The organism is Desulfofundulus thermosubterraneus DSM 16057, assembly GCF_900142025.1.
In the GTDB taxonomy this organism is placed as follows: domain Bacteria; phylum Bacillota; class Desulfotomaculia; order Desulfotomaculales; family Desulfovirgulaceae; genus Desulfofundulus; species Desulfofundulus thermosubterraneus.
Window position 1 is genome coordinate 98,597 of the sequence record NZ_FQZM01000005.1, and the last position, 26,158, is coordinate 124,754.

At 54.8% G+C, this 26,158-nt stretch carries 25 protein-coding genes and 1 pseudogene; 12 read left to right on the forward strand and 14 right to left on the reverse strand.

Annotation, left to right across the window (positions count from 1 at the left end; translation table 11 throughout):
• The first annotated feature begins 115 nt into the window (after positions 1-115).
• Positions 116-1,348, forward strand: coding sequence for a sensor histidine kinase (locus BUA65_RS02425; RefSeq protein ID WP_072867182.1), 1,233 nt, complete (start codon positions 116-118; stop codon positions 1,346-1,348).
• A 69-nt stretch (positions 1,349-1,417) separates the two neighbouring features.
• On the forward strand, positions 1,418-2,503 hold the full coding sequence (locus BUA65_RS02430) for a helix-turn-helix domain-containing protein (protein ID WP_072867183.1): 1,086 nt from the start codon (positions 1,418-1,420) through the stop codon (positions 2,501-2,503).
• Here the strand turns inward: BUA65_RS02430 and pyrE are convergent.
• On the reverse strand, positions 2,451-3,014 hold the full coding sequence (gene pyrE / locus BUA65_RS02435; RefSeq protein WP_242656213.1) for an orotate phosphoribosyltransferase: 564 nt from the start codon (positions 3,012-3,014) through the stop codon (positions 2,451-2,453). The two genes, BUA65_RS02430 and pyrE, sit on opposite strands and share 53 nt — an antisense overlap.
• A 178-nt stretch (positions 3,015-3,192) precedes the next feature.
• On the opposite strand from pyrE, the gene BUA65_RS02440 reads away from it, so the two are divergent.
• Complete coding sequence (locus BUA65_RS02440; protein WP_072867185.1) at positions 3,193-3,372, forward strand: small, acid-soluble spore protein, alpha/beta type; 180 nt, start codon at positions 3,193-3,195, stop codon at positions 3,370-3,372.
• A gap of 40 nt (positions 3,373-3,412) precedes the next feature.
• On the opposite strand, the gene pyrF is transcribed toward BUA65_RS02440, so the two are convergent.
• The 3 genes from pyrF to BUA65_RS02455 form a co-directional block, all read right to left on the reverse strand.
• A complete protein-coding gene (gene pyrF / locus BUA65_RS02445; protein ID WP_072867186.1) occupies positions 3,413-4,156 on the reverse strand; it encodes an orotidine-5'-phosphate decarboxylase in 744 nt (247 codons plus the stop codon).
• Positions 4,157-4,341: 185 nt separating this feature from the next.
• Positions 4,342-5,259: a dihydroorotate dehydrogenase gene (locus tag BUA65_RS02450; RefSeq protein WP_072867187.1), complete on the reverse strand. Its 918-nt coding sequence runs from the start codon at positions 5,257-5,259 to the stop codon at positions 4,342-4,344.
• A 17-nt stretch (positions 5,260-5,276) separates the two neighbouring features.
• Positions 5,277-6,071, reverse strand: a complete 795-nt coding sequence (locus BUA65_RS02455; RefSeq protein ID WP_072867188.1) for a dihydroorotate dehydrogenase electron transfer subunit — start codon at positions 6,069-6,071, stop codon at positions 5,277-5,279.
• Between the two features lie 173 nt (positions 6,072-6,244).
• On the opposite strand from BUA65_RS02455, the gene BUA65_RS02460 reads away from it, so the two are divergent.
• The gene (locus tag BUA65_RS02460; RefSeq protein ID WP_165613177.1) at positions 6,245-7,216 is read left to right on the forward strand and encodes a polysaccharide deacetylase family protein; all 972 of its coding nucleotides are present in this window, start codon (positions 6,245-6,247) and stop codon (positions 7,214-7,216) included.
• A 57-nt stretch (positions 7,217-7,273) separates the two neighbouring features.
• On the opposite strand, the gene carB is transcribed toward BUA65_RS02460, so the two are convergent.
• The 6 genes from carB to BUA65_RS02490 all read right to left on the reverse strand — a co-directional run bounded on the left by carB (position 7,274) and on the right by BUA65_RS02490 (position 15,012).
• On the reverse strand, positions 7,274-10,495 hold the full coding sequence (carB, locus tag BUA65_RS02465) for a carbamoyl-phosphate synthase large subunit (RefSeq protein WP_072867190.1): 3,222 nt from the start codon (positions 10,493-10,495) through the stop codon (positions 7,274-7,276).
• Between the two features lie 6 nt (positions 10,496-10,501).
• A complete protein-coding gene (carA, locus tag BUA65_RS02470; RefSeq protein ID WP_072867191.1) occupies positions 10,502-11,575 on the reverse strand; it encodes a glutamine-hydrolyzing carbamoyl-phosphate synthase small subunit in 1,074 nt (357 codons plus the stop codon).
• 62 nt (positions 11,576-11,637) lie between these two features.
• Entirely contained in the window at positions 11,638-12,933 is a 1,296-nt protein-coding gene (locus BUA65_RS02475) for a dihydroorotase (RefSeq protein ID WP_072867192.1), read from the reverse strand.
• On the reverse strand, positions 12,926-13,858 hold the full coding sequence (locus BUA65_RS02480; RefSeq protein ID WP_072867193.1) for an aspartate carbamoyltransferase catalytic subunit: 933 nt from the start codon (positions 13,856-13,858) through the stop codon (positions 12,926-12,928). Before BUA65_RS02480 ends, BUA65_RS02475 begins: the two co-directional genes overlap by 8 nt.
• 134 nt (positions 13,859-13,992) lie before the next feature.
• On the reverse strand, positions 13,993-14,532 hold the full coding sequence (gene pyrR / locus BUA65_RS02485; RefSeq protein WP_072867194.1) for a bifunctional pyr operon transcriptional regulator/uracil phosphoribosyltransferase PyrR: 540 nt from the start codon (positions 14,530-14,532) through the stop codon (positions 13,993-13,995).
• Positions 14,533-14,736: 204 nt separating this feature from the next.
• On the reverse strand, positions 14,737-15,012 hold the full coding sequence (locus BUA65_RS02490) for a YqhV family protein (RefSeq protein ID WP_072867195.1): 276 nt from the start codon (positions 15,010-15,012) through the stop codon (positions 14,737-14,739).
• A 111-nt stretch (positions 15,013-15,123) separates the two neighbouring features.
• Between BUA65_RS02490 and BUA65_RS02495 the strand changes: the two genes are divergently transcribed.
• From BUA65_RS02495 to BUA65_RS02510, 3 genes are all read left to right on the forward strand, one after another.
• The gene (locus BUA65_RS02495) at positions 15,124-16,431 is read left to right on the forward strand and encodes an MFS transporter (protein ID WP_072867196.1); all 1,308 of its coding nucleotides are present in this window, start codon (positions 15,124-15,126) and stop codon (positions 16,429-16,431) included.
• 160 nt (positions 16,432-16,591) lie between these two features.
• On the forward strand, positions 16,592-17,404 hold the full coding sequence (gene comA, locus BUA65_RS02500; protein WP_072867197.1) for a phosphosulfolactate synthase: 813 nt from the start codon (positions 16,592-16,594) through the stop codon (positions 17,402-17,404).
• A 180-nt stretch (positions 17,405-17,584) separates the two neighbouring features.
• The gene (locus tag BUA65_RS02510; protein WP_072867199.1) at positions 17,585-18,040 is read left to right on the forward strand and encodes a DUF441 domain-containing protein; all 456 of its coding nucleotides are present in this window, start codon (positions 17,585-17,587) and stop codon (positions 18,038-18,040) included.
• Here the strand turns inward: BUA65_RS02510 and BUA65_RS02515 are convergent.
• On the reverse strand, positions 18,037-18,954 hold the full coding sequence (locus tag BUA65_RS02515; protein WP_072867200.1) for an RluA family pseudouridine synthase: 918 nt from the start codon (positions 18,952-18,954) through the stop codon (positions 18,037-18,039). The two genes, BUA65_RS02510 and BUA65_RS02515, sit on opposite strands and share 4 nt — an antisense overlap.
• The gene (lspA, locus tag BUA65_RS02520) at positions 18,941-19,414 is read right to left on the reverse strand and encodes a signal peptidase II (protein WP_242656211.1); all 474 of its coding nucleotides are present in this window, start codon (positions 19,412-19,414) and stop codon (positions 18,941-18,943) included. Before lspA ends, BUA65_RS02515 begins: the two co-directional genes overlap by 14 nt.
• Before the next feature lie 361 nt (positions 19,415-19,775).
• On the opposite strand from lspA, the gene BUA65_RS02525 reads away from it, so the two are divergent.
• Both BUA65_RS02525 and BUA65_RS02530 read left to right on the forward strand, forming a co-directional pair.
• Positions 19,776-20,153, forward strand: coding sequence for an AMP-binding enzyme (locus BUA65_RS02525; protein ID WP_072867202.1), 378 nt, complete (start codon positions 19,776-19,778; stop codon positions 20,151-20,153).
• A gap of 18 nt (positions 20,154-20,171) precedes the next feature.
• Positions 20,172-21,011 (forward strand): SDH family Clp fold serine proteinase, encoded by an 840-nt coding sequence (locus tag BUA65_RS02530; RefSeq protein WP_072867203.1) that lies wholly within the window; start codon positions 20,172-20,174, stop codon positions 21,009-21,011.
• Positions 21,012-21,051: 40 nt separating this feature from the next.
• Here the strand turns inward: BUA65_RS02530 and adhE are convergent, their stop codons facing one another.
• Positions 21,052-23,760 (reverse strand): bifunctional acetaldehyde-CoA/alcohol dehydrogenase, encoded by a 2,709-nt coding sequence (adhE, locus tag BUA65_RS02535; protein WP_072867204.1) that lies wholly within the window; start codon positions 23,758-23,760, stop codon positions 21,052-21,054.
• A gap of 96 nt (positions 23,761-23,856) precedes the next feature.
• On the opposite strand from adhE, the gene BUA65_RS02540 reads away from it, so the two are divergent.
• The 3 genes and pseudogenes from BUA65_RS02540 to BUA65_RS02550 form a co-directional block, all read left to right on the forward strand.
• The gene (locus BUA65_RS02540; protein WP_072867205.1) at positions 23,857-24,060 is read left to right on the forward strand and encodes a hypothetical protein; all 204 of its coding nucleotides are present in this window, start codon (positions 23,857-23,859) and stop codon (positions 24,058-24,060) included.
• Between the two features lie 188 nt (positions 24,061-24,248).
• Positions 24,249-24,881 (forward strand): manganese catalase family protein, encoded by a 633-nt coding sequence (locus BUA65_RS02545; RefSeq protein WP_072867206.1) that lies wholly within the window; start codon positions 24,249-24,251, stop codon positions 24,879-24,881.
• A gap of 391 nt (positions 24,882-25,272) precedes the next feature.
• Positions 25,273-25,815, forward strand: a pseudogene (locus BUA65_RS02550) (UPF0236 family transposase-like protein); the annotation flags it as partial.
• 96 nt (positions 25,816-25,911) lie between these two features.
• On the opposite strand, the gene BUA65_RS02555 reads toward BUA65_RS02550, so the two are convergent.
• Positions 25,912-26,158: ATP-binding protein (locus BUA65_RS02555; RefSeq protein WP_165613178.1), on the reverse strand; the 247-nt coding region annotated here is incomplete at its 5' end.

The window sequence follows — 26,158 nt, forward strand, 5'->3', positions numbered from 1 at the left end:
GAAATATCAATATCTTGTCCATGGGTGTTGTATTTTTGTTTTATCCATAACTTGAGAAACCTTCACGGTGCGATAGGACAAGAATTTTGATATAATAGTATACGGGGGGTTTTTCGTGAAGCTCAGCCCTGAAAACCTGTCTCAATTAATTGAAAAGGATAAGTTTCTTAAAATAATCGAAAGTTTTACCAGAGCAACCGACATCACGATCGATATTAACGATGTATACGGCAACCCGGTGGTGGAACATGATTTCTTTTACGGTTTTTGCGCCACCATCCGTTCTACAGCCGAGGGGCTTAAACGGTGCATCCGTTCCAACGCCGAAGTAGGCTTTCGCACCGCAGCTACGGGAGAGGTATGTTTCGGCACCTGTCACGCCGGAGGAACTTTGATGGCCGTACCCCTGGTGGTTGAAGGACAATTCTGGGGCTCCATCACCTGCGGCCAGATGCACCTGTCCCCGCCGGATAAAAAAGCCGTGGAAAATATGCTTAAGGCAACGGCAGACCTGGGACTGGATGAACAGGAACTGGTTCGGGGATTCCAGGAAATCCAGGTTATTACCCCGCAGAAGTGCCAGGCTGCTTCCCAGCTAATTCAGTATGTGACAAACTATATTGCCGAGCTCATTTACCGGGCCAAAATCCAGGAAAAAGAAGCCCGTGAGCAGCTGCGCACCATGGATGAGGCCAGGGTCCGGGCGGAACTGGAAAAGTCTTTACGCCTGGCCGAGCTAAAAAATTTGCAGGCGCAAATCAAGCCCCATTTTCTATTCAATACCTTAAACACCATCACCAGCCTGGTTAGCTTAAACGAGAACCAGAAAGCGTTGAAAACACTTTACGCCCTGTCCAACTTGCTCCGCTGCTACATCCACCACCCGGAAGAACTGGTATCCTTGCGGGAGGAATTAAAATATGTCCAGAGCTATTTAACCATTCAACAAACCCGTTTTGGTAACCGGCTTAATGTAACCATCAATGTGCCGGCCGCCCTGCAGGAATTACCGGTACCCTTTTTAAGCCTGCAGCCCCTGGTAGAAAATGCCTGCATCCACGGGCTGGAACCTAAAGAAGGGTCGGGACACCTGATCATCACCGGGGAAATCAAGGATGGGATCTGCGAAATCAGTGTTACCGACGACGGCGTGGGAATTCCCCGGGAAGTACTGGATGCGATCAATGGCAATAGCCAGGCCGGAGCAGGTAAGCCGCGGGGAATTGGTCTTAAAAATGTCGACGAAAGGCTGAAGCTTTATTATGGTCCCCAATACGGCGTTTCCCTGGATAGCCACCCGGGTTGGACAAGGGTATGTCTGAAGCTGCCTGCAGGTCACATCTTATAAGACAATCCGGGCCAAAAAAAGGCTTAACTGGAGCACATTATTTTCTTCACCGTAGGAGAAGTGATACATGTGTATAAAATCCTGTTAACCGAAGATGAAGAACTGGAACGCAGATTTTTACGCCACCTGGTGGAAAATACCGGCCTCCCCCTGGTCGTGGTCGGTGAGGCCAAAAACGGCAGGGAAGCGGTGGAACTGGCTGAACTCCTCCAGCCCGAGATCATCCTCATGGACATCAAAATGCCTGGAATGGATGGCCTTGCGGCCACCAGGACGATCAAAGGGAAAAACCCCGCCGTGGAGGTGATCATTATCACCGCCTACGGGGAGTTTTCCTACTCGCAGCAGGCCATTAAATATCAAGTGGCCGATTACCTTTTAAAGCCGGTACAACCGGATGAGCTGACCGCGTGCCTGGAACGGGTCATGTCCCAACTGGCCAAAAGAGCATCGGGAATCGAGGGGCTCCTTGATACCGCCCCTCCCCTTTATCCCCAGACTGCCGACCTGGTGAACGCCATCAAATACATCGACCGGGAAGCCGCTATGCGGGCCGGGAATGAACTGGTGGATGCTTTTCTAAACGAAGTGGAGCATCCTTCCCCCCGGCAAATGGCCGCCTTTGCTTTTGAATTTTTGGTTATGGCCGGTCAGGCCCTTTTGACCTCGGGAGAAAGTAAAGTAAGCATTTCTTCCCGGCAAAATGAACTGGCACGCCAGATTCCTGTCCTCCAATCCCCCAGCGACCTGCGCCGCTGGGTGGAAAAAGTTGTTGTCACCCACATACGGTGGGTGCAGGAACAAATTCACGGCACGGACCAGGTTATCATTCGCCGGGTGAAAGAACTGATCAGCAAAAATTACACCAAACCGATTACCCTCACCCAGGTGGCCCGTCAGGTTCATTTAAGCCCGGCATATTTAAGCCGCCTGTTCAAACAGCGCACGGGCCAGAGCTTTATTGATTACCTTACCCAGGTCCGGCTTAACGAAGCCAAGGCCCTCCTGCTGGCTGGGGAAAAAACCATCGACCAGATTGCCAGCGCAGTGGGATTTAACAATAATAGCTATTTTACCGCGGTATTTAAAAAACGGGAAGGGGTTACCCCCTCGGAGTTCCGCCAGCGCCGGAGAGGTGACGGCTCCCGGGTTTGACCGCGGGGATACCCTGCCGGCAAAGAGGGCATTCTTCCGGGCTGTAGCTAACCGCCGGAACGGTTAACAGTGTCCGGAGGGGCACACCCAGATCAACCGTTCCATTGCTGCGGTCGACCAGTGCGGCGGCTCCCACAACCTGTGCCCCGGCCTCCCGGGCCACCGCAATCACTTCCCGCACTGACCCGCCAGTCGTAATCACATCCTCCACTACCAGCACCCGTTCTCCGGGAGAAAGCACAAAGCCCCGCCGTAGAGTCATTACCCCGTTTTCCCTTTCGGTGAAAAGACTCCTTGCTCCCAGTGCCCGGGCTATTTCATAGGACACAAGGATACCGCCTAAGGCGGGGCCGATTACAGCACCCACATCCTTAAGCCCTGCACCTATCCAACCCCGGGCCAGTTCCCCGCATAACAACTCACAATACCGGGGGTGTTCCAGCACCCGGGCGCACTGGAAATAACGGTCGCTGTGGCGGCCGGAGGTAAGCACAAAATGACCTTTAAGCATGGCCCCGGTTTTTTCAAATATGGACAAAATTTCATCATGATTGAGCAAAGCCAATTCACCTCAAAATATCGATTTGAAGAATATTATACCAGATCCTTGGTTGCAGGAATGTTCCCCGGGCATAAATCATATAATAAATATGCCGCATTGTCCTGCTCGCCAAAAAGGAGGCAGGCTAATGGGTAGACGGCGTGGAGGATTGATGTCCGACAGGCTGAAATACGATTTAGCCGAAGAGCTGGGAGTAGCCGACCTGGTGCGCAGGGAAGGCTGGGGAAGCGTTTCCTCGCGGAACTGCGGTAACCTGGTCCGACTGGCCATCGAACGGGCTGAGCGGGCGATGATGCAAGGACAATAGCGGCAGGGGAACGCTTTTAAAATAAAAAGCGCTCCCCTTTTTACATTGAACTCGCCACCACCACCACCATCTCAGACAGAATAGCCCTGGCGGCTTTTACCGGCTCCGGAGCGCCAATAATGGGGCGGCCCACCACCAGACGGCTGGCTCCGGCTGCCAGAGCACCAGCAGGGGTTACAATTCGTTTCTGGTCGCCGCCGGCGGCTCCGGCGGGGCGAATACCGGGGGTAATGATTAAAAAGTCCGGCCCGCAGGACTGCCGGATAGCCGCTGCTTCCTGGGCCGAAGCCACCACGCCATCCAGACCGCACTCTTTGGCCAGCAGTGCCCAGGCTACCACCCTGTCCAAAACTGGCCCGGAAAGACCCAGTTCCCGGTTAAAAGCAAGCTGATCGATGCTGGTAAGAACCGTAACGGCAACGACCAGCGGGCGGGGAATACCCAGGGCTGTCGATTCCTCCCCGCAGGACTCTAGCGCCGCCCGCATCATGGCGCGCCCACCGGCGGCATGGACGTTGAACATGGTCACCCCCAGCCTGGTGAGAACCCGGACTGCCTGGGCCACGGTATTGGGGATATCGTGAAGTTTTAAGTCTAAAAACACTTTCACTCCCTGCCGGCAAATATCTTTAATTACAGCCGGCCCCTGGCTGTAAAACAGCTGCATGCCGACCTTGAACATGCCCGCCCATGGCTTGAGCTGTTCCACAAGATCAAGGGCCTGTTCCGTAGACTCCACATCCAGAGCAACAATTAACTTTTCCCTGGCCTCATCGATGTTCACAAAAATCCTCCTTAACAGGGACGGCGCGCTGATCCCCGCCAACCCCGGTATGCTTGGCAGGTCGCTCGCCGGGAACCGGACCGTCCCCTGTGACTTCTTTTGAGCGGCAATGCTATCATTGCCTGCCAGCGCTTTTAAATCTGATTTGGATTGTACAACCTGCGATTATAACCCCTTACTAGAGGCTACATGTGGGCCGCCCCGATTAATTCTTGAATGTCCGGTACCCCCTCTTCCACTAGAAACCTTTCAATCCCATCAATAATGTCCATGGTGGCACGGGGGTTGATGAAGTTGGCCGTCCCCACGGCTACGGCGGTGGCCCCGGCCATGATGAATTCCAGGGCATCTTCGGCGGTAACGATGCCCCCCATGCCCACAATGGGAACCTTTAAGGCCTGGTAAACCTGCCACACCGCCCTTACCGCCACCGGCCTGATGGCCGGGCCGGATAGACCGCCCATGACGTTGGCCAGGACCGGGCGGCGACGGCGAATGTCTATGGCCATTCCCAGGAGGGTGTTGATCATGGACAGGGCATCGGCCCCCGCCTCCACCACCGCTTCCGCCAGACGGACAATACTAGTCACATTGGGAGAAAGCTTGACCACCACCGGAAGTCGAGTAGCCCCCTTTACTGCCCGCACCACGGCGGCTGCCGAATCGGGATCGGCACCAAAGGCCAGACCCCCCTTTTTGACATTTGGGCAAGAAATATTTACCTCCAGTCCCGCCACGCCGGGCACCTCGTCCAACCTGGCCGCCAGGGCGGCGTAATCTTCCACCGAATCCCCGGCAATGTTCACGATCACCGGCAAGTCAAACTGCCTTAAATAAGGTAGGGCTACTTCGATGAAGTGGTCCACACCGGGATTTTGCAAACCAATGGCATTAAGGATTCCAGCCGGTGTCTCCACAATGCGCGGTGGAGGGTTTCCCTGGCGGGGCAAAAGGGTGGTGCCTTTGACCACAATGGCTCCCAGGCGGTTTAAATCAACAAAGGGGGCGTACTCGGATCCAAAGCCAAAGGTACCCGAGGCAGTGGTCACGGGATTTTTCATCCGTATACCGGCAACGTTTACGGCAAGGCTGGGTTTGGCCATCAAAAACACCCCCCTCCCTAATCCCACACCAGCTGTTCCGTCCGAAAAACCGGCCCTTCCACACATACCCGCCGGTACTCGAAGGGCTTTCCGCCGTTACCGGCGGTTTTACAGACGCAGGAAAGGCAGGCTCCCACCCCGCAGCACATGCGTTCCTCCAGGGAGAATTCTCCGGGCACGTTATACCGGACTAAAAGCAAAGCCGTTTGACGCAGCATACCCCGGGGACCGCAGGCGTAAACCATGTCCGCCCCTTCGCCGGCAAGCATTTTTTCCAGCAGGTCCGTAACGGAACCGTGGTGACCGCAGGAACCATCGTCAGTGGCCACAGCATGGTCGAACGGCACAGTATATCCCTTCTTTCCCACCGGCAACTGGTCGGCACTGCGGGCACCCACCAGTAAACAGACCTGATTTTTTCTTTGTACCAATTCATGCCCTAAAAAAACAAGGGGAGCCACACCGATGCCGCCTCCTACCAGAATCACCCGCCGCCCCGGCTCCGGCAGGGTGAAACCACGGCCCAGGGGACCCATTACTCCAAGCCGCTCTCCCCTTCTTCTGGCGGCCAGCAAAGCGGTACCCCTTCCGACCACCTGGTAAAGAAGGAACAGCTTTCCCTCCTTCCGGTTTACTCCGTGGATGCTTAAAGGACGGCGCAGCAGGGGATCCAGGCTGTCGGCACAACGTATGTACACAAACTGGCCGGGAACGGCATAAGAAGCGATCGCTGGGGCATAAAGGGTCAACCGGTATTGCCCCGGCCCCACTTGCTCCTGCTGTACGATATTGGCGGGCACATCAGCTACCATACTAGGCTCCCTCCTGTTTTAATGAAAATTTTTTCGAGGGGGATAGCGCAACAGGGAACTTGACGCTTCGCGGCGAATATTTCCTTCCGGCTTTGCCCCAAAATGACAGGTCTCTTGGGAATTGAACAGTAGTGCAGAAAAAGCAGAAAAAGCAGAAAAGGAGCGACGACATCATGAACCTTTTGGGGGTGGCCAAGCTGTTACTTCTTTTCGTTTTACCATGGTTTATCTCCTTTTCCCCGCCAGCTCATTCCGCCGCATCCTCTAGTTCGCATCCGGGTTATGAAAACCGGGTGGCGGTGCTGATGTACCACCACATCAGCGATACCGACCGGGGTCCGGCAGTAATTACTCCCCGGCTATTTCAAGCACATCTGGATACTTTGAAAAAGGAAGGCTACCATGTTATTTCCACGGAAAGGCTGGCCCGGTTTTTATCCGGAAAGGATACCATACCCCCCAAAGCAGTGGTTATTACCTTTGACGACGGGTACGAATCTTTCTATACCTATGCCTACCCGGAACTAAAAAAAAGAAATATGCCGGCCACCTGCTTTGTCATTGTAAAGTCGGTAGGTGACCCAAAAGAGAAAATACCCAAGCTGACCTGGGAACAAATGCGAGAAATGCAGGCCAATGGCATGAGTTTTTATCCTCACTCCTACGACAGCCACTACCAGGCCAGATTCGCCCCGGGCGTGCCCGCCGCCCGGTACACAAGGCCCGCCCTGGCAGGCCCAATCTGGCTGGACAAGCTGAACCGGCGGGAAACACAGGAAGAATATGAAACCCGGGTGAGAGCAGATCTGCTCAAGGCAAAAGAAGTTATGGAAATGGAGCTTGGCCGGCCTATGGACCATTTTTGCTGGCCCTACGGAGCCGATAGCCCCACCGCAGCCAGAATTGCCCGCTCCCTTGGCTACAAGTACCTTTACTATATACGCAAAGGTTTAAACGCCCCCAGTACCGCAGACGGTTTCATCCGGCGGATCAATGCGGGTAGCCCGAATGTTACTCCGGAAATTTTGACCCGCAAAATCGAAAAGTATTCCTTGCTTACCTCCGCCCGTCAATGGTGCCTGGTCCTTTCCCCCCTTTACCCGGCGCTGCTCAAGCCAACCTTTGTCGCCCTCGACTCAATTTAGAACATTAAATCCCTTTAAAAAAGTAGCGGGAAAAACCCCGGGTCAGTACGCCCGGGGCTAGTTTTCTCCACTGGCCAGCTCCTGGATGGGAGTAAGATCCATATCCGCGCCATCCTGGATGGAAATAAGTACTTCCACGATGGCCCGGGCGGTATCCAGGGAGGTCAGGCAGGGGACGCCGTGTTCCACCGCCGCCCGGCGGATGCGGAAACCGTCCCGCTCCGGAGCCCTGCCCCGGGTGAGGGTGTTAATGACCAGGTGAATCTTCCCCGCCCGGATGAGATCCACGATATGGGGGGAGCCTTCCCGCACCTTGTTTACCCGCTCCACCCCCAGGCCATTTTCCTGCAAAAAGGCCACTGTCCCGGCGGTGGCGCAAATATTGTATCCCAGACGGGCCAGACCCCTCAAAAGGGGCAGGGCCTCTTTTTTATCCTTGTCGGCAATGGTGGCCAGGATGGTGCCGTTCCGGGGGATGCTGTAGCCGGCCGCCACCAGGGCCTTGTATAACGCCGCCGGGTAACTGATGTCCACCCCCATGACCTCGCCGGTGGACTTCATTTCCGGCCCCAGGGAGATATCCACCTGGAGCAGTTTGGCAAAACTGAATACGGGAGCCTTGACTCCGAAATAACGGCCTTCCGGGTAGAGGCCGCCGTCATAACCCAGGTCCTTTAATTTGCGCCCCAGGATAACTTTCGTAGCCAGACTGACCATGGGAATGCCGGTGATTTTGCTCATGTAGGGCACCGTGCGGCTGGCCCGCGGGTTGACTTCCAGCACGTAGACCTGCCCGTTGTAAAGCACGTACTGGATGTTGATCATTCCCCGCACATATAAAGCCCGGGCTAATCGGGTGGTGTAGTCTACCAGCTGGGCTTTTACCTCCGGGGTGATGTTGTTAGCGGGGTAAACGGCTATACTATCCCCGGAATGAACGCCGGCCCGCTCGATATGCTTCATGATCCCCGGAATCAGCACCGTCTCCCCGTCGGCTATGGCATCTACTTCCAACTCCTCGCCCTGCAGGTACTTATCCACCAGCACCGGGTGCTCGGGGGTAACCCTGACCGCATTGGCCATGTAGTTAAGCAGTTCTTCCTGATTATAGACAATCTCCATGGCCCGTCCACCTAGAACATAGGAGGGCCTGACCAGCACGGGAAACCCAATTTCCCGGGCTATGTTTACTGCCTCGTCTACGGAAAAAGCCGCCCTCCCCGGCGGTTTGGGGATACCCAGTCCCACGAGCAGTTGATCGAAACGCTCCCGGTCTTCCGCCCGGTCGATATCCTCCACCGCCGTACCTAAAATGGGTATGCCGGCTTTGGCCAGGGGTACGGCCAGGTTAATGGCCGTCTGGCCGCCAAACTGGACAATTACCCCCTCGGGACGTTCCTTCTTCAGGATGTTCAAGACGTCTTCAAAAACGAGAGGCTCAAAATAGAGCCGGTCGGCGGTATCAAAGTCGGTACTGACCGTCTCCGGGTTGTTGTTAATGATGATCGCCTTTACGCCCTCTTCCCGCAGCGCCCACACCGAGTGAACCGAGCAGTAGTCGAACTCGATACCCTGCCCGATACGAATGGGCCCCGAGCCCAGGACCACCACTTTGCGTACAGCGGTGTTTTGCGCTTCGTCCTCATGATCGTAACAGGAATAGTAGTAAGGAGTAGCGGCCTCAAATTCTGCCGAACAGGTATCCACCATTTTATAAACGGGCCTGATTCCGTAATCCTCCCGCAGGGCCCTTATTTTGGCCTCGTCCTGGCCGGTAATTTGGGCCAGATAGGCGTCGGCAAAGCCCATTTCTTTGACCCGGCGCAAAAGGTCCGGCGTTAAGGCCGCCGGTCCCTGGCGGCGGATCTTCTGCTCCAGTTGCACAATGTTTTGGATCTTGTCCAGGAAAAAGCGGTCAATGCCCGTTAAGGCCCGGACCCTGTCCACAAGCATCCCCCGCCGCAAAGCCTCGGCCACCACAAACAGGCGCATGTCCTCAGCCCGGGACAGCTTGGTTTCAATCTCTTCATCGCTCAACTGTTCCATCTCCGGGACCAAAAGACCCGCCAGGCCGATTTCCAGAGAGCGCACTGCTTTTAACAGGGCGCCTTCCAGGGTGCGGTCAATGGCCATAACTTCCCCGGTAGCTTTCATCTGCGTGCCCAGGGTGCGGTCGGCCAGAGCAAATTTGTCAAAGGGCCAGCGGGGGAATTTTAACACCACGTAATCTATGGAAGGCTCAAAGCAAGCATAGGTTTTACCCGTAACCGCGTTTTTAATCTCATCCAGGGTTAACCCCACGGCAACCTTGCTGGACACCTTGGCGATGGGGTAGCCAGTGGCCTTGGAGGCCAGAGCCGAAGAACGAGACACCCGGGGGTTGACCTCAATTACATAATATTTGTAGCTGTTGGGATCCAGGGCAAACTGCACATTGCAGCCCCCCTCCACCCCCAAAGCCCGAATGATGTTCAGGGAGGCGGTGCGCAGCATCTGGAATTCCTTGTCACTCAAAGTTTGCACGGGAGCAACCACAATGCTGTCCCCGGTATGAATGCCCATGGGGTCGATATTTTCCATGCTGCAGATGATGATGCAGTTGTCAGCGCTATCCCGCATCACCTCAAACTCGATTTCCTTCCAGCCCACCAGGCTTCTTTCCACCAGTACCTGGTGAATGATGCTGGCCTTTAAACCTTTGGTGACCGTGGCCTTGAGCTCGTCCATATTATAGACCATGCCCCCGCCGGTACCCCCCAGGGTATAGGCAGGACGAACCACCAGGGGAAAGCCGATTTCCCGGGCGAAGGCCACCGCTTCATCAACGCTGCTGACAATGGTGCTCTCAGGAATGGGCTCGCCAATGCGTTCCATGGTGAGCTTAAATTCTTCCCGGTCTTCGGCCCGGCGGATGGCTTCCAGGGGCGTACCCAAAAGCTGTATTCCCTCGGCCTCCAGCACCCCGGTGTTCGCCAGTTGCAGGGCCATGTTCAGTCCCACTTGGCCGCCCAGGCTGGGCAAAAGGCCGTCCGGTTTTTCCTTGCGGATGACCCGGGCAACAAACTCAGGCGTTAAAGGTTCGATATATACCCGGTCGGCCATGTTGGCATCGGTCATGATGGTAGCCGGGTTGCTGTTTACCAGCACCACTTCCAGACCCTCTTCCCGTAGAGCGCGGCAGGCCTGGGTCCCGGCATAATCAAATTCCGCCGCCTGGCCGATGACGATGGGCCCGGAACCGATGACCATTACTTTGCGCAATCCCTTTTTCAACGGCATACTCTCCTACCCCCGATGCATTAAATCAATGAACTGGTCGAATAGATAAGCTGATTCCCGCGGCCCCGGGGAAGCCTCAGGGTGATACTGCACCGAGAAAAGCGGCAGGTCTTTATGCCGGATGCCCTCCACCGTACCGTCGTTCAGGTTCCGGTGGCAGACTTCCACGGGCAAAACGGCCAGGGAATCGGCATCCACCGCAAACCCGTGGTTCTGGGAGGTGATGTAAACCTTGCCCGTAGCCAGGTCCTTTACCGGGTGGTTGGCCCCCCGGTGGCCGAATTTCATCTTATAGGTCCTGGCCCCCAGGGCCAGGGCAATCACCTGGTGGCCCAGGCAAATGCCAAACATGGGGCGCTTTCCGATCAGTTCCCTGGTGGTCCGGATGGCGTAGGGAACATCCACCGGGTCGCCGGGGCCGTTGGATAGCAGGATGCCGTCGGGATGCAAGGCTAGAATTTCCCGGGCCGTAGTAGTGGGAGGCACCACCACTATTTCGCATTCCCGCTCCTGTAAATGCCGGATAATGTTTAGTTTGGAACCGAAATCCATCAAAACAACGCGGTAACCCTTGCCCTCTAGGGTATAGATTTCCTTTGTGGCCACCTCGGGCACCAGTTCCTGTCCGGTCAGGTGGGGGCACTGTTTGGCTTTTTCCACCAGGAGGGCGGGATCGTGGCATTCGGTGCTCAGGACCCCCCGCATGGTCCCCTGGTTGCGCAGGTGGCGGGTTAAGGCGCGGGTGTCGATGCCGGAAATGCCCACCACCCCTTCTCGGGCCAGGAAGTCGGACAGGCGGTAGCTGGCCCGCCAGTTGCTGGGACGGTCGCACTCCTCCCGCACCACAAAGCCCCGTACATAGGACTTTTTTGCTTCAAAATCCTCCCGGTTGATACCGTAGTTGCCAACCAACGGGTAGGTCATCACCACAATCTGGCCGCAGTAGGAAGGGTCGGTGAGTATTTCCTGGTAGCCCGTCATGGCGGTATTGAAGACTACTTCTCCCCATCTTTCCCCCCTGGCCCCGAAGGCCCGGCCGGTAAACACAGTTCCGTCTTCCAGAGCTAATATGGCCTGCATCATCGTAACACCTCGCATTCTGGTGGTTATATGATTCCACTAACCGGTCGCGCCCCCCGTTTTCAGGCTATCACCGCCAGATCGCGGTTGTAAACCACCCGTCCTTTGACTATGGTAGCTACAGGGAGTCCCTGTAAGCGCCTGCCGCTAAAGGGGGTGTTCCGCCCCTTGCTGGCAAAGGTAGCGGGATCCACCACTTCCATCAGCTCGGGATCGATAATGGTTATATCGGCATCCGCCCCCACTTTGAGCACCCCTTCCTGGAGGCCCAGGATGCGGGCGGGGTTTACCGTCAGCTTGCGGATGGCTTCCACCGGGCTTAAGACACCCGGTACCACCAACTCTGTCCAGACCAGTCCGAGGGCGGTTTCCAGGCCCACCAGGCCAAAGGGAGCCAGCTGGTATTCCACGTCCTTTTCCTCCAGCGTATGGGGGGCGTGGTCGGTGGCAATGACGTCAATGGTGCCGTCAGCCAGGGCTTCTTTCAACGCCGCCACATCCTCCTCCGTACGCAGGGGAGGGTTGACCTTGGTGCTAGTATTATAATCAGCCACCGCCCGGTCGGTAAGAGTGAAATGATGGGGAGTAACCTCGGCGGTCACCGGCACTCCCCGGGCCTTGGCCTCCCGGATCAGGCGCACTGAACCGGAAGTGCTGACGTGAGCAATGTGCAGGGGGCAACCGGTGTACTCGGATAGAATGATATCCCGGGCGACCATAATTTCCTCGGCCGCAGCCGGTATGCCCGGCAGTCCCAAAACGGTAGACATGTAGCCTTCATGCATCACACCGCCAGCAGACAGGGTTGGTTCCTCGCAGTGGGAAATAACGGGCAGCCCCACCATCCGGGCATACTGCATCGCGCGGCGCATTACCGCCGCACTGGCCACCGGGTGGCCGTCATCGGAGAGGGCCACCGCGCCGGCTTCTTTCAAATCGGCCATTTCCGTCAGCTCTTCACCCCGGCTGCCGCGGGTGAGGGCTGCGATGGGGTACACTTTTACCAGGCCTGCTTCTTCTGCCCTAGTCTTGATGTAAGTAATAACTGCCCGGTTGTCAGCTACCGGATTGGTGTTAGGCATACAGGCCACGGCGGTAAACCCCCCCCGGGCAGCCGCCCGGCTGCCCGAAGCAATGGTCTCCTTGGCCTCAAAGCCCGGTTCCCGGAAATGAACATGCATGTCGATTAACCCCGGTGCAACAAGCTTGCCAGCAACATCCATTACCGCACCTTCCCCCGGTTCCAGGCCTGGGCCGATGGCGGTAATTCTCCCGTCTACAATTAAAATGTCCGCAGCAAAAATTTCCCCGGCCTGGGGATCAACCACACGGCCACCTTTGAGCAGCAGTTTATGCATCCGGCATCCCCCCTCCACCCAGCAGGTAAAGTAAAGCCATGCGCACGGCCACACCATTGGTAACCTGTTCATTGATCACCGCGTTAACCCCATCGGCCACCTCCGGGGATATTTCCACTCCCCGGTTCATTGGTCCAGGGTGCATGACCAGGGCACCGGGACGGGCTAGGGCCAACCTTTTCCGGTTAAGGCCAAATAAACGGGCGTATTCTCTGATACTGGGAAAAAGTCCTTGCTGCTGCCTTTCCAGCTGGATGCGCAGCATCATCACCACATCGGCGCCGTCCAGGGCCTCCTCCATACGCGTACACACATATACACCCATAGCTTCTATTTCCGGAGGGATCATGGTAGCGGGACCACAAATGCGCACCCGGGCGCCCATTTTGGTAAAACCCCAGATGTTGGAGCGGGCCACACGGCTGTGTAAAATGTCCCCAATAATGGCCACGTTGAGCCCCGCTAATTGTCCCATTTTCTCCCGTACGGTAAACATGTCCAGGAGAGCCTGGGTAGGATGCTCGTGGGCACCATCCCCGGCGTTTATGACCGCCGCCGGGATGGTGCTGGCCAGCAGGTTAGGTGCTCCAGCCATAGGGTGGCGCAGGACGACCACATCAGCGCCCATGGCCACCAGCGTACGGGCGGTGTCCTTCAGGGTTTCCCCCTTGACTACGCTGCTGGTAGAGGCGGAAAGGTTCACGCTGTCAGCGCTTAAATACTTGGCGGCCAGCTCAAAGGAGGTACGGGTGCGGGTGCTGGGTTCGTAAAATAGCGTTACCACCGTCCGCCCCCTTAAGGTGGGTACCTTTTTAATGGCGCGCCCAAGAATCTCTTTCATGGGGACAGCCGTATCCAGGATCAGCCCGATTTCTTCCGCCGACAGGTTTTGCAGGCCGAGAATATCCTTGCGCTTCCAGTTCATCATGCCAAGCCTCCGATTCCTAAAAATAAAGCCCCGCCCGGTATCAGTCCCGGAACGAGGCCGACAAGCCCTGCTGGGCGTGCCCTCCTTGCCGGCCTCTCTGGACCGTTGCTTAAAAGACGGCACCGGAGCATTTAATTTTTTTCCAAAATGAGCACCCTTTCCTCATCATCGGTTTCCTGCAACCGCACCGCGACCACTTCCCGCCGGGAAGTGGGAACGTTTTTACCAACGTAATCGGCCCGGATAGGCAGTTCCCGGTGTCCCCGGTCAATAAGGACCGCCAGTTGAATCACCCGGGGCCGGCCCAAGTCCATAATGGCATCCAGAGCCGCCCGGATGGTGCGCCCGGTATATATTACATCATCCACCAGCACGATTATTTTATCTGAAACGGGAAATGGTACTTCGGTCCGGTGGACCAGCGGCTGCTGGTCCAGGGTGGTCAAGTCGTCCCGGTACAGGGTGATGTCTAGGGTACCTACCGGGACGGTGCTGCCCTCAATTTCCCGGATCTTCGCCGCCAGCCTTTCCGCCAGGGGCACCCCTCGCCGGCGGATACCGATCAGGGCCAGACCGTCCGTTCCTTTATTGCGCTCAATAATTTCGTGGGCTATCCGGGTCAGTGCCCGTCGGATACCCTCCTTATCCAGGATCTGGGCCTTGTGTCTCATAGCCTTTCCCCCTCTTGCCCATAAAAATGCCTGCTTACCACCGGCAAGCAGGCATAGTTCAAACGATACTCCATGTCCTATGTTCCTTGCCGGCCTCACGGGACCAACTTAAAGGCTTTTATTGTTACTCTTAAACAGAATACATAAAACCAAACCAAATGTCAAGAACTAGTTTGGCTGCCCGGTTTATTAGCTGGAAGACTATTACATCCTGTTAACGCCTATAAAAATCAGGGCAACCCCCAGCAGGATAATGGCCATGCTGCAAGGAGAAACTTTACCCGCCAGACCGACCAGTCCCAGGCTGGTAGTAGTAAGCAGTACTGTCGGACCCACCAGGGCCAAAAGACTATTTATTTTAAAAGCTGTTTCCACCCGGTTAAAATATAACATTAACATGGCTGCGCTAAATTCAATGGATGAAGAGAGCAGCCGCAAAAGGGCCATGCCTAAAACGATGCGGTCCAGGAACAAAAACATAAAATCCCTCCTGCCGGTTTTTACTAAAATTTCATATGCCCCGCGGCATGGATAAATGCATAGGCAGGATGAAAGGCAGGGAAAACTTTTGGCGAAAGGATGGGATCTCCGATGAAGCCGCAAAAAAGCACCCTGGTGCTGGCTGCCTTAAGCGGGGTGCCCTTTATTATGGTTTTAGGTAATTCCATGCTCATCCCGGTACTACCCGCCATCAAGGCAGCACTGAACCTCACCCAGTTTAAGGTTAGCCTGTTGATTACCCTCTTTTCCATCCCTGCCGGGATTGTTATTCCGTTGGCCGGTTTTCTGTCCGATCGTTTTAGCCGTAAAAAAGTAATTGTGCCGGCACTAATCCTTTACGGCCTGGGAGGCATAGTGGCCGGACTGGCGGCAATTTTCTTGAAAAGCCTGGCCTACCCGGCCATTCTCGGAGGGCGCATTTTGCAGGGCATCGGCGCAGCAGGGACAGCACCCATTGCCATGGCCCTTACCGGGGATCTCTTCACCGGCAAGCAGCGGGGCACTGCCCTGGGTATCATCGAGGCGGCCAACGGTCTGGGCAAGGTGGTAAGCCCTGTTTTGGGTGCCCTGCTGGGCCTCATCACCTGGTATGCCACATTTCTTTTTTTTCCTCTGGTGATTATCCCCGTGGTATTGGGAGTATGGTTCCTGGTTAAGGAACCGGAAAGCAACCGGCAGGCACAAAGTGTAAATGAATATCTGAAGTCCATCGCCCGGATTTTTGAGAAAAAATCCGCTATGCTACTCACTTCTTTTCTGGGCGGGGCCGTAGCGTTACTCATTCTCTTCGGAGTATTATTTTTTCTCTCCGAACACTTAGAAACGGTTTTCCGGCTAAATGGGGTGCGCAAGGGCGGGGCCCTGGCTATACCGGTATTATTTATGAGTACAACTTCTTATCTCACCGGCCGGATCATCAAAAAGCGCCTGGCATTAATGAAATGGCTGGTGGTGGTAGGTCTGGCTCTGATTGGCGGGGCTTTAACCATGATGGGTTTTTATCGCACCACCTATCTCTTTTTTATTGCTATTTCCTTGGCCGGCATCGGTACCGGACTAACCCTTCCCTGTCTAAACACCATTATTACCAGCTCCACGGCCACGGAAAGGCGGGGTCTAGTCACCTCTCTGTATGGCGGTGTGCGGTTTGTAGGAGTAGCCTTTGGCCCTCCCCTTTTTGGCCTTTTAATGGGTTACGGCCTGTCCCTCATGTTCTGGAGCACGGGAGCCCTCGCGGGGGTTGCTGCCCTACTGGCGGCCTTTCTTATCCGGGTAAAAGACATGAAAGCTCCCACCGCACCGGAAGAAAAAAATCGCCTTACTCCTTATACCCTTCAACCGGCCTTCGGCCTGGCCGCGCGTAAGCCCTGGAATCCTCCGGATGAACAGGGAACATGATTCCGTTAGATTCAATTGCCATTTTTACCAGGGTAACCTTTCCCTCCCCGCGGTAATATTTCTATATATGGCTAACCTTTCGGGAGACCCGGGAAGGAGGTGTCCGACAAGGCACCTGCATAAACAGGTGCATTGCCATCCCCGAAAGGAGCTTGAGAGTATGAGCGAACAGGAGGGTACCCGGACATGGCAGGCATTCCTTAGCTTCCCCCTGGGCAAAAGATTGGAAAAACCGCGGCAGCAGGGCTTGACCATGATCATTGACAAGGGCCTGGGCCTGGTGGAAACAAAGGATATCTTGCATGTATGCGGCCAATACATCGATTTTTTTAAGCTGGGCTTCGGTACTCCTGCTTTATATGCTCCGGAGGTGTTAGAGGAAAAAGTTCATATCATCAAGTCCTTCGGCATAGATATCTATCCCGGGGGAACGTTCTTTGAGGTGGCCATACTACAGGAAAAAATTGAGGAGTACTTGTACCTGGCCAAGAGCATTGGCTTTACAGCTATCGAAGTATCTGACGGAACGATCACCCTTCCACCCGAGATTAGGGAAAAAGCCATTGCCCGGGCGGCCGAGCTGGGTTTCAAGGTATTAACGGAAGTGGGCAAAAAAAATGGAAAGCACCACCCGGTCCAGCATTTAGTAGAGGAGATCCGCCGGGATCTCCAACACGGGGCCTACCGGGTTATCCTGGAAGGCCGGGAATCAGGTATCAACGTAGGTCTTTATGATGACCAGGGGCGGTTCATCCAAGAGGAACTGGAGGAATTGCTTTGCGGCATCGGCGATCCCCGCGTGCTGATTTGGGAAGCGCCGCGCAAGAACCAGCAGGAAGAATTAATCCTTCGTTTCGGCCCTAATGTCAACCTCGGCAACATCCCTCCCCACGAGGTCCTGGCCCTGGAAGCCCTGAGGGTTGGTCTCCGGGCCGACACCCTCAAATCTACTCTAGAACGCATCTATGTCTAAATAACGGCTAAATATTTAAAGGGAAAGACCAAACCGTGTATCCCGGTGTCTATTCGGAAAAGCACCGACAGCGGTCCGGGTGAAAAGCAAGCCGCCTTAAGGCGGCTTTGCCTCTTACTGGTAATATTGACCATGGCTCGTACATATTTTAAACCAAGGAAAGTTAGAGAGGGGAAGGCCATGCCCGGACTCACCCTATTGGTCGCGCTGTTGTTGATCGGGATTGTCGCTCGCTCCAATCTCATTGCCATGGCAGCCTGTGTTTTGCTCATCATCAAACTCGCCAACCTGAATTTTATCTTCCCCCTGCTGGAAAGGCGCGGTTTGGAGCTGGGCCTGTTGTTTCTTTTGCTCTCCATCCTGGTACCCGTAGCCACGGGCAAGATCAGCGAGCGGGAAATGCTTTATAACCTTACCTCCCTGCCCGGATTGCTGGCTCTATTTGGCGGGGCACTGGCCACCCACCTTAATGGGGAAGGATTAAAGCTACTGCAATTGCAGCCGGAGATAATCTTTGGCCTGGTGATTGGCTCGATCATTGGCATAGTTTTTTTAGGCGGGGTGCCTGTGGGTCCCCTCATGGCTGCCGGTATTACCGCTCTATTTATGGAGCTGGCCGCCTGGTTAAAACACTAATCCTGCCGCAACCGGGCAAGGATATCCACCAGTTCCCCGGGCAACGGAGCGGTAAACTCCAGATATTCTCCCCACCGGGGGTGGTGAAAGCCCAGTGTTGCCGCGTGCAAAAACTGGCCCTGCAGTCCGAAGTGGGGCCGGGCCGGCCCGTATTTTAAATCACCTACCAGGGGATGTCCCAGGTAGGCCATGTGGACCCGGATCTGGTGAGTGCGGCCGGTTTCCAGCTTTAGCTCCAGCAGGGTGTACTGGCCGAAACGTTCCCGAACCTCATAATGGGTTACGGCATGGCGTCCCCCCCGACCTACCACGGCCATGCGCTGCCGGTCCCGAGAGTGACGGCCGATGGGAGCATCCACCGTACCGCGGTCCTCTTTGAAGTTGCCATGGGCCAGGGCAGTGTAACGCCTGGTAACCCGGCGGTCTTTCAGTTGCCGGGCCAGCTCCAGGTGGGCAAAATCGTTTTTAGCCACCATAATCAGACCCGACGTATCCTTATCCAGCCGGTGCACGATACCGGGTCGCATTATACCGTTCACCCCGGATAGATCCCGGCAATGAAATAAAAGTGCGTTAACGAGAGTTCCACTGTAATTCCCTTCCGCCGGATGTACCACCATACCCCGGGGCTTATTTACCACCACCACATCCGCATCTTCATAATAGATGTCCAGGGGGATGTTTTCCGGAACCACTTCCAGCTCCCGGGGCAAGGGTATCTTCAGCACCACCTCGTCCCCCGGCTTCACCCGGTAACTGGAGCGCGCAGGCTCACCGTTTACCGTTACCTGCTGCTCGGCTATTAATCTCTGAATATGGGAACGAGAGAGATCCGGATTTTCTTTAGCCAAAAAAACATCCAGGCGTTCCCCGGCATTTTCCTCCCCCACCCGATGGTAACTAATTTTCTGCATCGGGCCCCACCCTTTGACGTTCCCTTTCCCGGTCCTCCCGCCAGACCGCAAAGACCAGCAAAAAAGCCCCGATAACTATGGCCGTATCCGCCAGATTAAAAACCGGCCATACCCGAAAGTCCAGAAAATCCACCACCAGCCCAAAACGGACCCGATCTATGAGGTTGCCCAGGGCACCCCCCATGACCAATCCCAGGGATAAACGAAGCATGTGCCGCCCGGGGGAAAGGCGCAGTGCGGCAACTAGCGCCCCGGCCACCACAAGCAGGGTAACCACGATAAAAAAGCCGGTGCGGTGGGCAAATAGACCAAAGGCCGCCCCCGGATTGCGTATGTAGGTTAAATGAAAAATGTGCGGTATTACCGGAACAGATTGCCCCTCCCACATCAGGCGCTGAATCAGTTCCTTGGAAGCCTGATCCAACACACAGGTAACCAGGGCGGTTAACCAGAAAGGCAACTTTTCTCCCCCTTTATGATCCATGGCCTATGTCGGGTCATTTAATTACAGGGCCTAACCCGCTCGACCAGGCACTTCCCCCCTGTGCCCCAGCATATAATACCATGAAAACGGGTTGGGGAGCAAAACCCAACCTTATTTCCATTAATGCAAACACCAGCTCCCGGGGCAGCAAGGGGCAACCGCCAAAGCGTACCGGCAACGGCACCCTGACATTTACTCCCGTTACAACCCTCCAAAACGGGAAAAGGGGTTTCCGGACGGAACGGCCTGGCAAAACTTAACTAATTCAAAGGAGGATCAGAGCAATTTTTCGCGAATTTTCAGTATATAGGGATATACGTCAAGAGGGAGTGGTTGCATGCTTAAGGTGGTTAAAAATAGTCCCACTCCCCGGGAAATAACCCGGGAGCAGTCCCTTTTAAGCTTAATTGAAGCAGCGCTGTTCCAGCACCCCGCCGTAAAAGATGCAGCCGTGGATTTGGTATGGGACAAAAAAGGCCGGCCGCTGCTGGTGGCTTATGTGGTACCGTCTACCCCCGAACTGTCACCGGGGGCACTCAAGAATTTTATCTACCGCCGTCCGGAAATCCCCTGGAACGGGCAGCCCAGGCGTTATCTTCTGCTACCTGCCATCCCCCGCACTCCCAGCGGCAAATTGCAGCGGCAAAAGTTAATTAATTCCTATCTCCAGGCCATTGATTCGAGCAATAGAAAAAACCTTTTTAGTTCAAAATAAAATGAGGTGAAAAACAGCATGAACTTTTCCTTTGGAGACCTGTTGTGGATTTTTTTTATTCTATTGGCCTTTTTACCCGCCTCCCGGCAATACCGCCTGGAAGCATTGCGGCTGCGCCTGATCCGGAGCCTGGAAAAAAAGAGAGGTAGCCGGGTGATCACCTTGATCCACCGCCAGGAGTCATTGAGTTTATTAGGCATTCCCATTTCCCGCTACATAAATGTGGAGGACTCGGAAGCTGTCTTACGTGCCATTCGCCTGACACCCGACGACATGCCCATCGACCTGGTTCTGCATACACCGGGCGGGCTGGTGCTGGCTGCAGAACAAATTGCCCGGGCGCTACAGAAACACAAAGCTAAAGTGACCGTCTTTGTTCCTCATTATGCCATGAGCGGGGGGACCATGATTGCCCTGGCCGCGGACGAGATTATGATGGATGAAAACGCCGTCCTGGGTCCAGTAGATCCACAGCTGGGTGAACTCCCGGCAGCATCTATTCTGGAAGCTGTACAAATCAAAGGCCGGGAACGGGTGGATGACCGTACCCTGATGTTGGCCGACATTGCTTCTAAGGCCCTGAACCAGGTGGAGGACTTTGTTTACCGTTTGCTGGTGGAAAAAATGTCCCCGGAAAAAGCCCGCCAGATCAGCCACTTGCTTACCAGCGGCCAATGGACACACGATTACCCCCTTACCTGTGAGCAGCTGCGGGACCTGGGCCTCCCGGTTTGCGCGGAGCTACCGCCGGAAATCTATGCCCTGATGGACCTATATCCGCAGCCGGCCCAGCGCCGCCCGTCGGTACAGTATATCCCCCTGCCCTACACCCGGGAAACTCAACCGAACAACCGGTAGATAGCAACCATAAAAAACCGGCAGTGCCTGGGAAAAACAATCATTGTAGGGGTTCTTCCGACCTTATTTCCGTGGGTTCTCCTTGCCAGAAAGGCAGCACGGCGTCCATACCTTTCCCGCTTCCCTCGAGGAGGGAAAAATTCAGCAACCCCTCACCTACTTCCCGGGACAACGGGGGTCCGTAAGCCAGACGGTAAAGGCCGGCCAATTCGGCCACCAGGGGGAAACGGGGGTTGGTGGTGGTGGTCTGATCGGCAAAGGCCCGGTCGGCCATTTCGGGAATTCTGCGCTCATATACTGCCCGTTCAATACCCAGATCCGCCACGGTGAGGGGCATGTCCAGCTCCCTTAACAGTCGGAAGATAGCTCCAATGAGGCTCCTCACCCCCTCTTCCACCGTAGATGCGGGTAAATCCAGCAACCGGGCCAGCTGCCAATATTTCTCCGGGGCGTGGAAGTATTCGTACTGGGGAAAGGAAACAAATTTGGTCGGCCGGCTGGCATTGTAAGCCACCACGTAGGGTAGCAGGACGGCATTGGCACGACCGTGAGGAATGTTAAAGACCGCCCCCAACTGGTGGGCCATGGCGTGATTGATACCTAGAAACGCATTGGTAAAAGCCATACCGGCAATACAGGAGGCGTTGTGCATTTTTTCCCGGGCTTTGTGGTCCCGGGCATCCCGGTAAGAACGGGGCAGGTAGTGAAAAACCAGTTCTACGGCCTTGGCCGCCATGGCATCAGTAAAATCCGAAGCCATTACCGAAACGTAGGCCTCCAGGGCGTGAGTAAGCACGTCCATACCCGTGTCGGCCGCCACCCGATCGGGCATGGTGCGGGCAAAATCCGGGTCAATAATGGCCACGTCAGGTGTCAGTTCGTAATCGGCCAGGGGATATTTCACCTGCTCGCCTTTGTTGGTAATGACGGCAAAGGCCGTCACTTCCGAACCGGTGCCACTGGTGGTGGGTATGGCCACCAACTGCGCCTTGCGCCCCAGTTTGGGGTATTTGTAAGTGCGCTTGCGAATATCCATAAACTTAAGTTTGAGAAACTCAAACTCCACTTCCGGGTGTTCATAAAAAAGCCACATGGCCTTGGCAGCGTCAATGGCTGAACCCCCTCCCACGGCAATAATGGTGTCGGGTCGGAACCTGTTCATCACCGCACAGCCCCGGCGCACCGTTTCTACCGAGGGATCCGGTTCCACCTCGTAAAAGACCTCGGTAACCACCCGGTTATTACGGTGGTTGAGATGATAAAGCACCTTGTCCACAAAACCCAGGCGTTTAATCTCCGGGTCGGTGACAATAAAGGCCCTCTCCACTCCGGGAAGTTTGCGCAAATACTGTATGGAACCGGGTTCAAAATAGACCCGTTCGGGAACCCGAAACCATTGCAACTTAGCCCGGCGCTTGGCCACCCGCTTAATGTTGATCAGGTTTTCCACACTGACGTTGGAAGTGGTGGAATTGCTGCCCATGGAGCCACAGCCCAGGGTAAAGGAAGGCACGTTCACATTGTAGATATCCCCGATGGCCCCGTGGGTGGCCGGCGAATTAACGATAATCCGCCCGGTGCGAATCCGGCGGGAGAACTCTTCAATGGCTTTTTGATCTTCGGAATGAATGACTGCCGTATGGCCCAGCCCGCCAAATTCCACCACTTTTTCACATAACTCTAGCCCTTCAGCAAAACTTTCCACGACATAGCACGAAAGGATGGGGCTTAACTTTTCCATGGACAAGGGGTATTCCGGCCCCACCCCGGCCAGGCGGACTACCAGGACCCTTGTGTCCGGCAGCACGGAAAAACCGGCCATCTCCGCAATCCTCCTGGCCGATTGTCCGGCCACCCGGGGATTTAAAGTGCAACTCCCATGTTCCACGGCTATGGCTTCCAGCAGGCGGGTTTCCTCATCATTCAGGAAATAGCAGCCATTTTCCTTCATGAGTGCCATAACCTGGTCGGCCACTTCCCGGTCAATGATCACACTTTGTTCGGAGGCACAGATTAAACCGTTGTCAAAGGTCTTGCTCATGATCAGATCGGTTACCGCCCGCCTCAAATTAGCAGTCTTTTCAATGTAGCAGGGCACGTTTCCTGGCCCCACGCCAAGGGCTGGCTTCCCGGTACTGTAGGCCGCCCGCACCAGCCCGGCTCCCCCGGTGGCCACAATTAAGGCCACGCCGGGGTGCCGCATTAAATAACCGGTGGTGTCGTAGTTGGGGTTTTCCAGCCAAGAAATACAGTTTTCGGGGGCCCCGGCAGATACGGCCGCTTCCAGCATGATCTTGGCCGCCGCGGCGCTGCAGCGCTGAGCTCCTGGATGGAAGCTGAAGATCACCGGGTTCCGGGTTTTGGCGCAAATCAGGGACTTAAACATGGTGGTGGAAGTGGGATTGGTTACGGGCACCACAGCAGCCACCACTCCCACGGGCTCAGCCACTTCCAGGTACCCCTCTTCCTCGTTGTCTTTTATGACTCCTACGGTTTTGGCGTATTTAATGCTGTGATAAACCGCCTCCGTGGCAAAAATGTTTTTGGTCGCCTTGTCTTCATAAACACCGCGTCCCGTTTCCTCCACAGCCATGCGAGCCAGTTCCATATGTTTGTCCAGCCCGGCCAGCGCCATATTGAGTACAATGTGATCCACCGCCTCCTGATCCAGGCGGGCAAATTCCCGGGCCGCCTGGTTGGATCTTTCTACAAGAGCGTCAATTTCAGGAAAAATTCCCTGCTCAGCCATTGCCGACACCTCCCCTCTCATTATTTCCAGATAAAGAGGGAATATGCCCGCCCAAGCGGGCTAAAATAAAACTTGAAAAGAGAGGGGATGCTTCAGATGACCTGCCTGCTCTGCAACGGCATTTACACCGGCCGGCACACTTGCGCCTGCGGAACTGCCATGGAGGATGCCGGCCCGGTGACCGATTATTACGGGCCCTATAGCCCTTACTTTAACCTGTCCTTTGAAGCGCCCGTCTGCGTGCATCTCTTTTCCTGCCCGGCTTGCGGCCGGGACCGGTACGTGGCCATTCCCAGATAGGCCAGTACTCCTCCAGCGACCGGTGGCGTCGAAACGCATGCACTATAAACTTCTCGGGGTAGCAGCTGCTAAAAGGTATGCAGCAAGGGGGGGGGGGGGGTTAAGGACCTCGAGAGAACTCTTTGTTGCATAGTATCCTCCTTGACGAAAAAGAATAATAAAAACAGTACCAAGGAGGCTGTTATTCAATGTTTTATCATCGAACAAACGAATTTTTATATCCATTAAGAGTAGCATGTCCAGACCCAAAGTTTGCCAGCATGTTGATGGAACAGTTGGCTGGGCAAAACGGCGAGCTGGCTGCTGGGATGCAGTATATCATTCAGGGTCTTAAATGTAAAAATGCAAAGATAAAGGATCTCCTTTTAGATATTGGTACTGAGGAATTGAACCACATGGAAATGGTAGCTCATATGATAGAGCTCCTTGTAGGAGAACAAACCAGCACTGCTTCGCCTGAGGAATTTGCCTTCCAACTCCTCGGTGGAGGTGGACCTTTGTGGATCAATTCCATGGGTTCACCCTTCTCCAGCACTTATGTTGACGCTGTTGGTGATATAGCTGCTGACCTGCAATCCAATATTGCGGCTGAATTCCGGGCCAAGGCTGTATACGAACGGCTGTATCGCCAGGCTAAAGACCCGGCAGTTCAGGATTTTCTAAAGTTCCTAATTAGCCGGGAAGAAGCTCATGCCAATTTGTTCCGTCAAGCATTGGATGAGGTTCAAGGCCAGGGGGTCCTGAAGGACTTTGTTGATACCAGCTACTCCAGGCAATACTACGATCTTTCACAACCAAGACAATCCTACCGGCTTACTTGATCATCTCATGGATCTTGGCAGAAGGAACATTACGGTTTAGACAGCCGCTGGGGGAATTTCACGACCTTTAATTGCTGGTATAATTTCATCGGGTGGGTTTTTCTCCTCTCTTTACATGTAACTGCCGGGTGGGCAGGAGGAAAGGAATGCCCACCCTTTCTAATGCGGGCAACCGTGGGGTCCGCCGCCACGGGTGGTTCAGAGCAGGTTTCTTCGTACCATGCGGAGGTTTGGGCTGGGATCTGGATTGCTCTTGTTCCCCACACTGTAAAACTAATTGGCCGTGTAAAATTTCAGTAGGCACCAGAAGGGGATCAGCCCCCTTAAAAAGAAATGAGACCTCACGCGCCCAAAAAACACCAAAAATCAAGCTAAAGGAGTGTGAGGTCTCATGCTAAATATTCGCCAAATAGTGGGTGCAGTCCTTCTTTTCGTTAAGGGTCTGATTGAATTACTTGGTAGTTGCAAGGACTTCTATGAACTTGAAAAAGGTATCCACGAGCTTTGTCAGAAAGTCAGCAACCAAATATTCACCTGGGCACTGGAACAGCTCGATACCCGCCTGATGAATGAACGTGACCGGAGCACCTGGAGGGTGGTTGGGTTTCGGGAAAAAACAGCCATCAGCACCTTTGGGGAATTTCCCTACAAAAGGCGCCTGTACAAAAACAAGAAAACCGGGGAAACCAGCTTCTTTTTGGATGAGCTGTTGGGCTGGCCGGAGCGGGCCACGATTACCCCTCGCCTAAAAGAACTGGCTGTCAAACTAAGCACTGAGCTTCCCTTTGACCGGGCGGCGGAGATTTTGAGCTACCTTGCTCCCGGGGTAAGTTCCATGACCATCTGGCAGGCCACCCAGGAAGTAGGCGAAGTTCTCCAACGCGAAGGCCAAGAAAAAAGAGCAGCAGTTTTTGAAGACGGCGAAGCTCCCGGAGTGTGTTTGGCAATTAAAAAATGATGAATTCGGCAATCAAAAAATGCAGAGTTTGCCATCACGCTCGGTAATTATTCTCCCTCGAATCGGGAGATTTCAGTTCGCTGTGGTCGTAATCCTATTATCTTTATCTTCCGACTGGTTAATAGCTATGGCTGAGAGCGCTTTCTGCAAACGATAGCTCTCCCCTTCAAAGGCCAGGATATGGGCATGGTGGACCAAACGGTCGATGAGCGCCGCTGTGAGGCGGTTATCCCCCAGCACGGTGTTCCACTGACCAAACTGTAAGTTGGAAGTAACAATGATACTTTGTCGTTCATACGCTTGAGCTACAACGTTGAAT

Excerpts from the sequence above, each read along its gene's own strand:
- pyrE (WP_242656213.1), bottom strand. The coding sequence starts at position 3,014 with ATGCTTAAAGGTCATTTTGTGCTTACCTCCGGCCGCCACAGCGACCGT.
- BUA65_RS02440 (WP_072867185.1), top strand. The coding sequence starts at position 3,193 with ATGGGTAGACGGCGTGGAGGATTGATGTCCGACAGGCTGAAATACGAT.
- BUA65_RS02450 (WP_072867187.1), bottom strand. The coding sequence starts at position 5,259 with ATGGCCAAACCCAGCCTTGCCGTAAACGTTGCCGGTATACGGATGAAA.
- BUA65_RS02455 (WP_072867188.1), bottom strand. The coding sequence starts at position 6,071 with ATGGTAGCTGATGTGCCCGCCAATATCGTACAGCAGGAGCAAGTGGGG.
- BUA65_RS02460 (WP_165613177.1), top strand. The coding sequence starts at position 6,245 with ATGAACCTTTTGGGGGTGGCCAAGCTGTTACTTCTTTTCGTTTTACCA.
- carB (WP_072867190.1), bottom strand. The coding sequence starts at position 10,495 with ATGCCGTTGAAAAAGGGATTGCGCAAAGTAATGGTCATCGGTTCCGGG.
- carA (WP_072867191.1), bottom strand. The coding sequence starts at position 11,575 with ATGCAGGCCATATTAGCTCTGGAAGACGGAACTGTGTTTACCGGCCGG.
- BUA65_RS02475 (WP_072867192.1), bottom strand. The coding sequence starts at position 12,933 with ATGCATAAACTGCTGCTCAAAGGTGGCCGTGTGGTTGATCCCCAGGCC.
- BUA65_RS02480 (WP_072867193.1), bottom strand. The coding sequence starts at position 13,858 with ATGAACTGGAAGCGCAAGGATATTCTCGGCCTGCAAAACCTGTCGGCG.
- pyrR (WP_072867194.1), bottom strand. The coding sequence starts at position 14,532 with ATGAGACACAAGGCCCAGATCCTGGATAAGGAGGGTATCCGACGGGCA.
- BUA65_RS02490 (WP_072867195.1), bottom strand. The coding sequence starts at position 15,012 with ATGTTTTTGTTCCTGGACCGCATCGTTTTAGGCATGGCCCTTTTGCGG.
- BUA65_RS02495 (WP_072867196.1), top strand. The coding sequence starts at position 15,124 with ATGAAGCCGCAAAAAAGCACCCTGGTGCTGGCTGCCTTAAGCGGGGTG.
- comA (WP_072867197.1), top strand. The coding sequence starts at position 16,592 with ATGAGCGAACAGGAGGGTACCCGGACATGGCAGGCATTCCTTAGCTTC.
- BUA65_RS02510 (WP_072867199.1), top strand. The coding sequence starts at position 17,585 with ATGCCCGGACTCACCCTATTGGTCGCGCTGTTGTTGATCGGGATTGTC.
- BUA65_RS02515 (WP_072867200.1), bottom strand. The coding sequence starts at position 18,954 with ATGCAGAAAATTAGTTACCATCGGGTGGGGGAGGAAAATGCCGGGGAA.
- BUA65_RS02525 (WP_072867202.1), top strand. The coding sequence starts at position 19,776 with ATGCTTAAGGTGGTTAAAAATAGTCCCACTCCCCGGGAAATAACCCGG.
- BUA65_RS02530 (WP_072867203.1), top strand. The coding sequence starts at position 20,172 with ATGAACTTTTCCTTTGGAGACCTGTTGTGGATTTTTTTTATTCTATTG.
- adhE (WP_072867204.1), bottom strand. The coding sequence starts at position 23,760 with ATGGCTGAGCAGGGAATTTTTCCTGAAATTGACGCTCTTGTAGAAAGA.
- BUA65_RS02540 (WP_072867205.1), top strand. The coding sequence starts at position 23,857 with ATGACCTGCCTGCTCTGCAACGGCATTTACACCGGCCGGCACACTTGC.
- BUA65_RS02545 (WP_072867206.1), top strand. The coding sequence starts at position 24,249 with ATGTTTTATCATCGAACAAACGAATTTTTATATCCATTAAGAGTAGCA.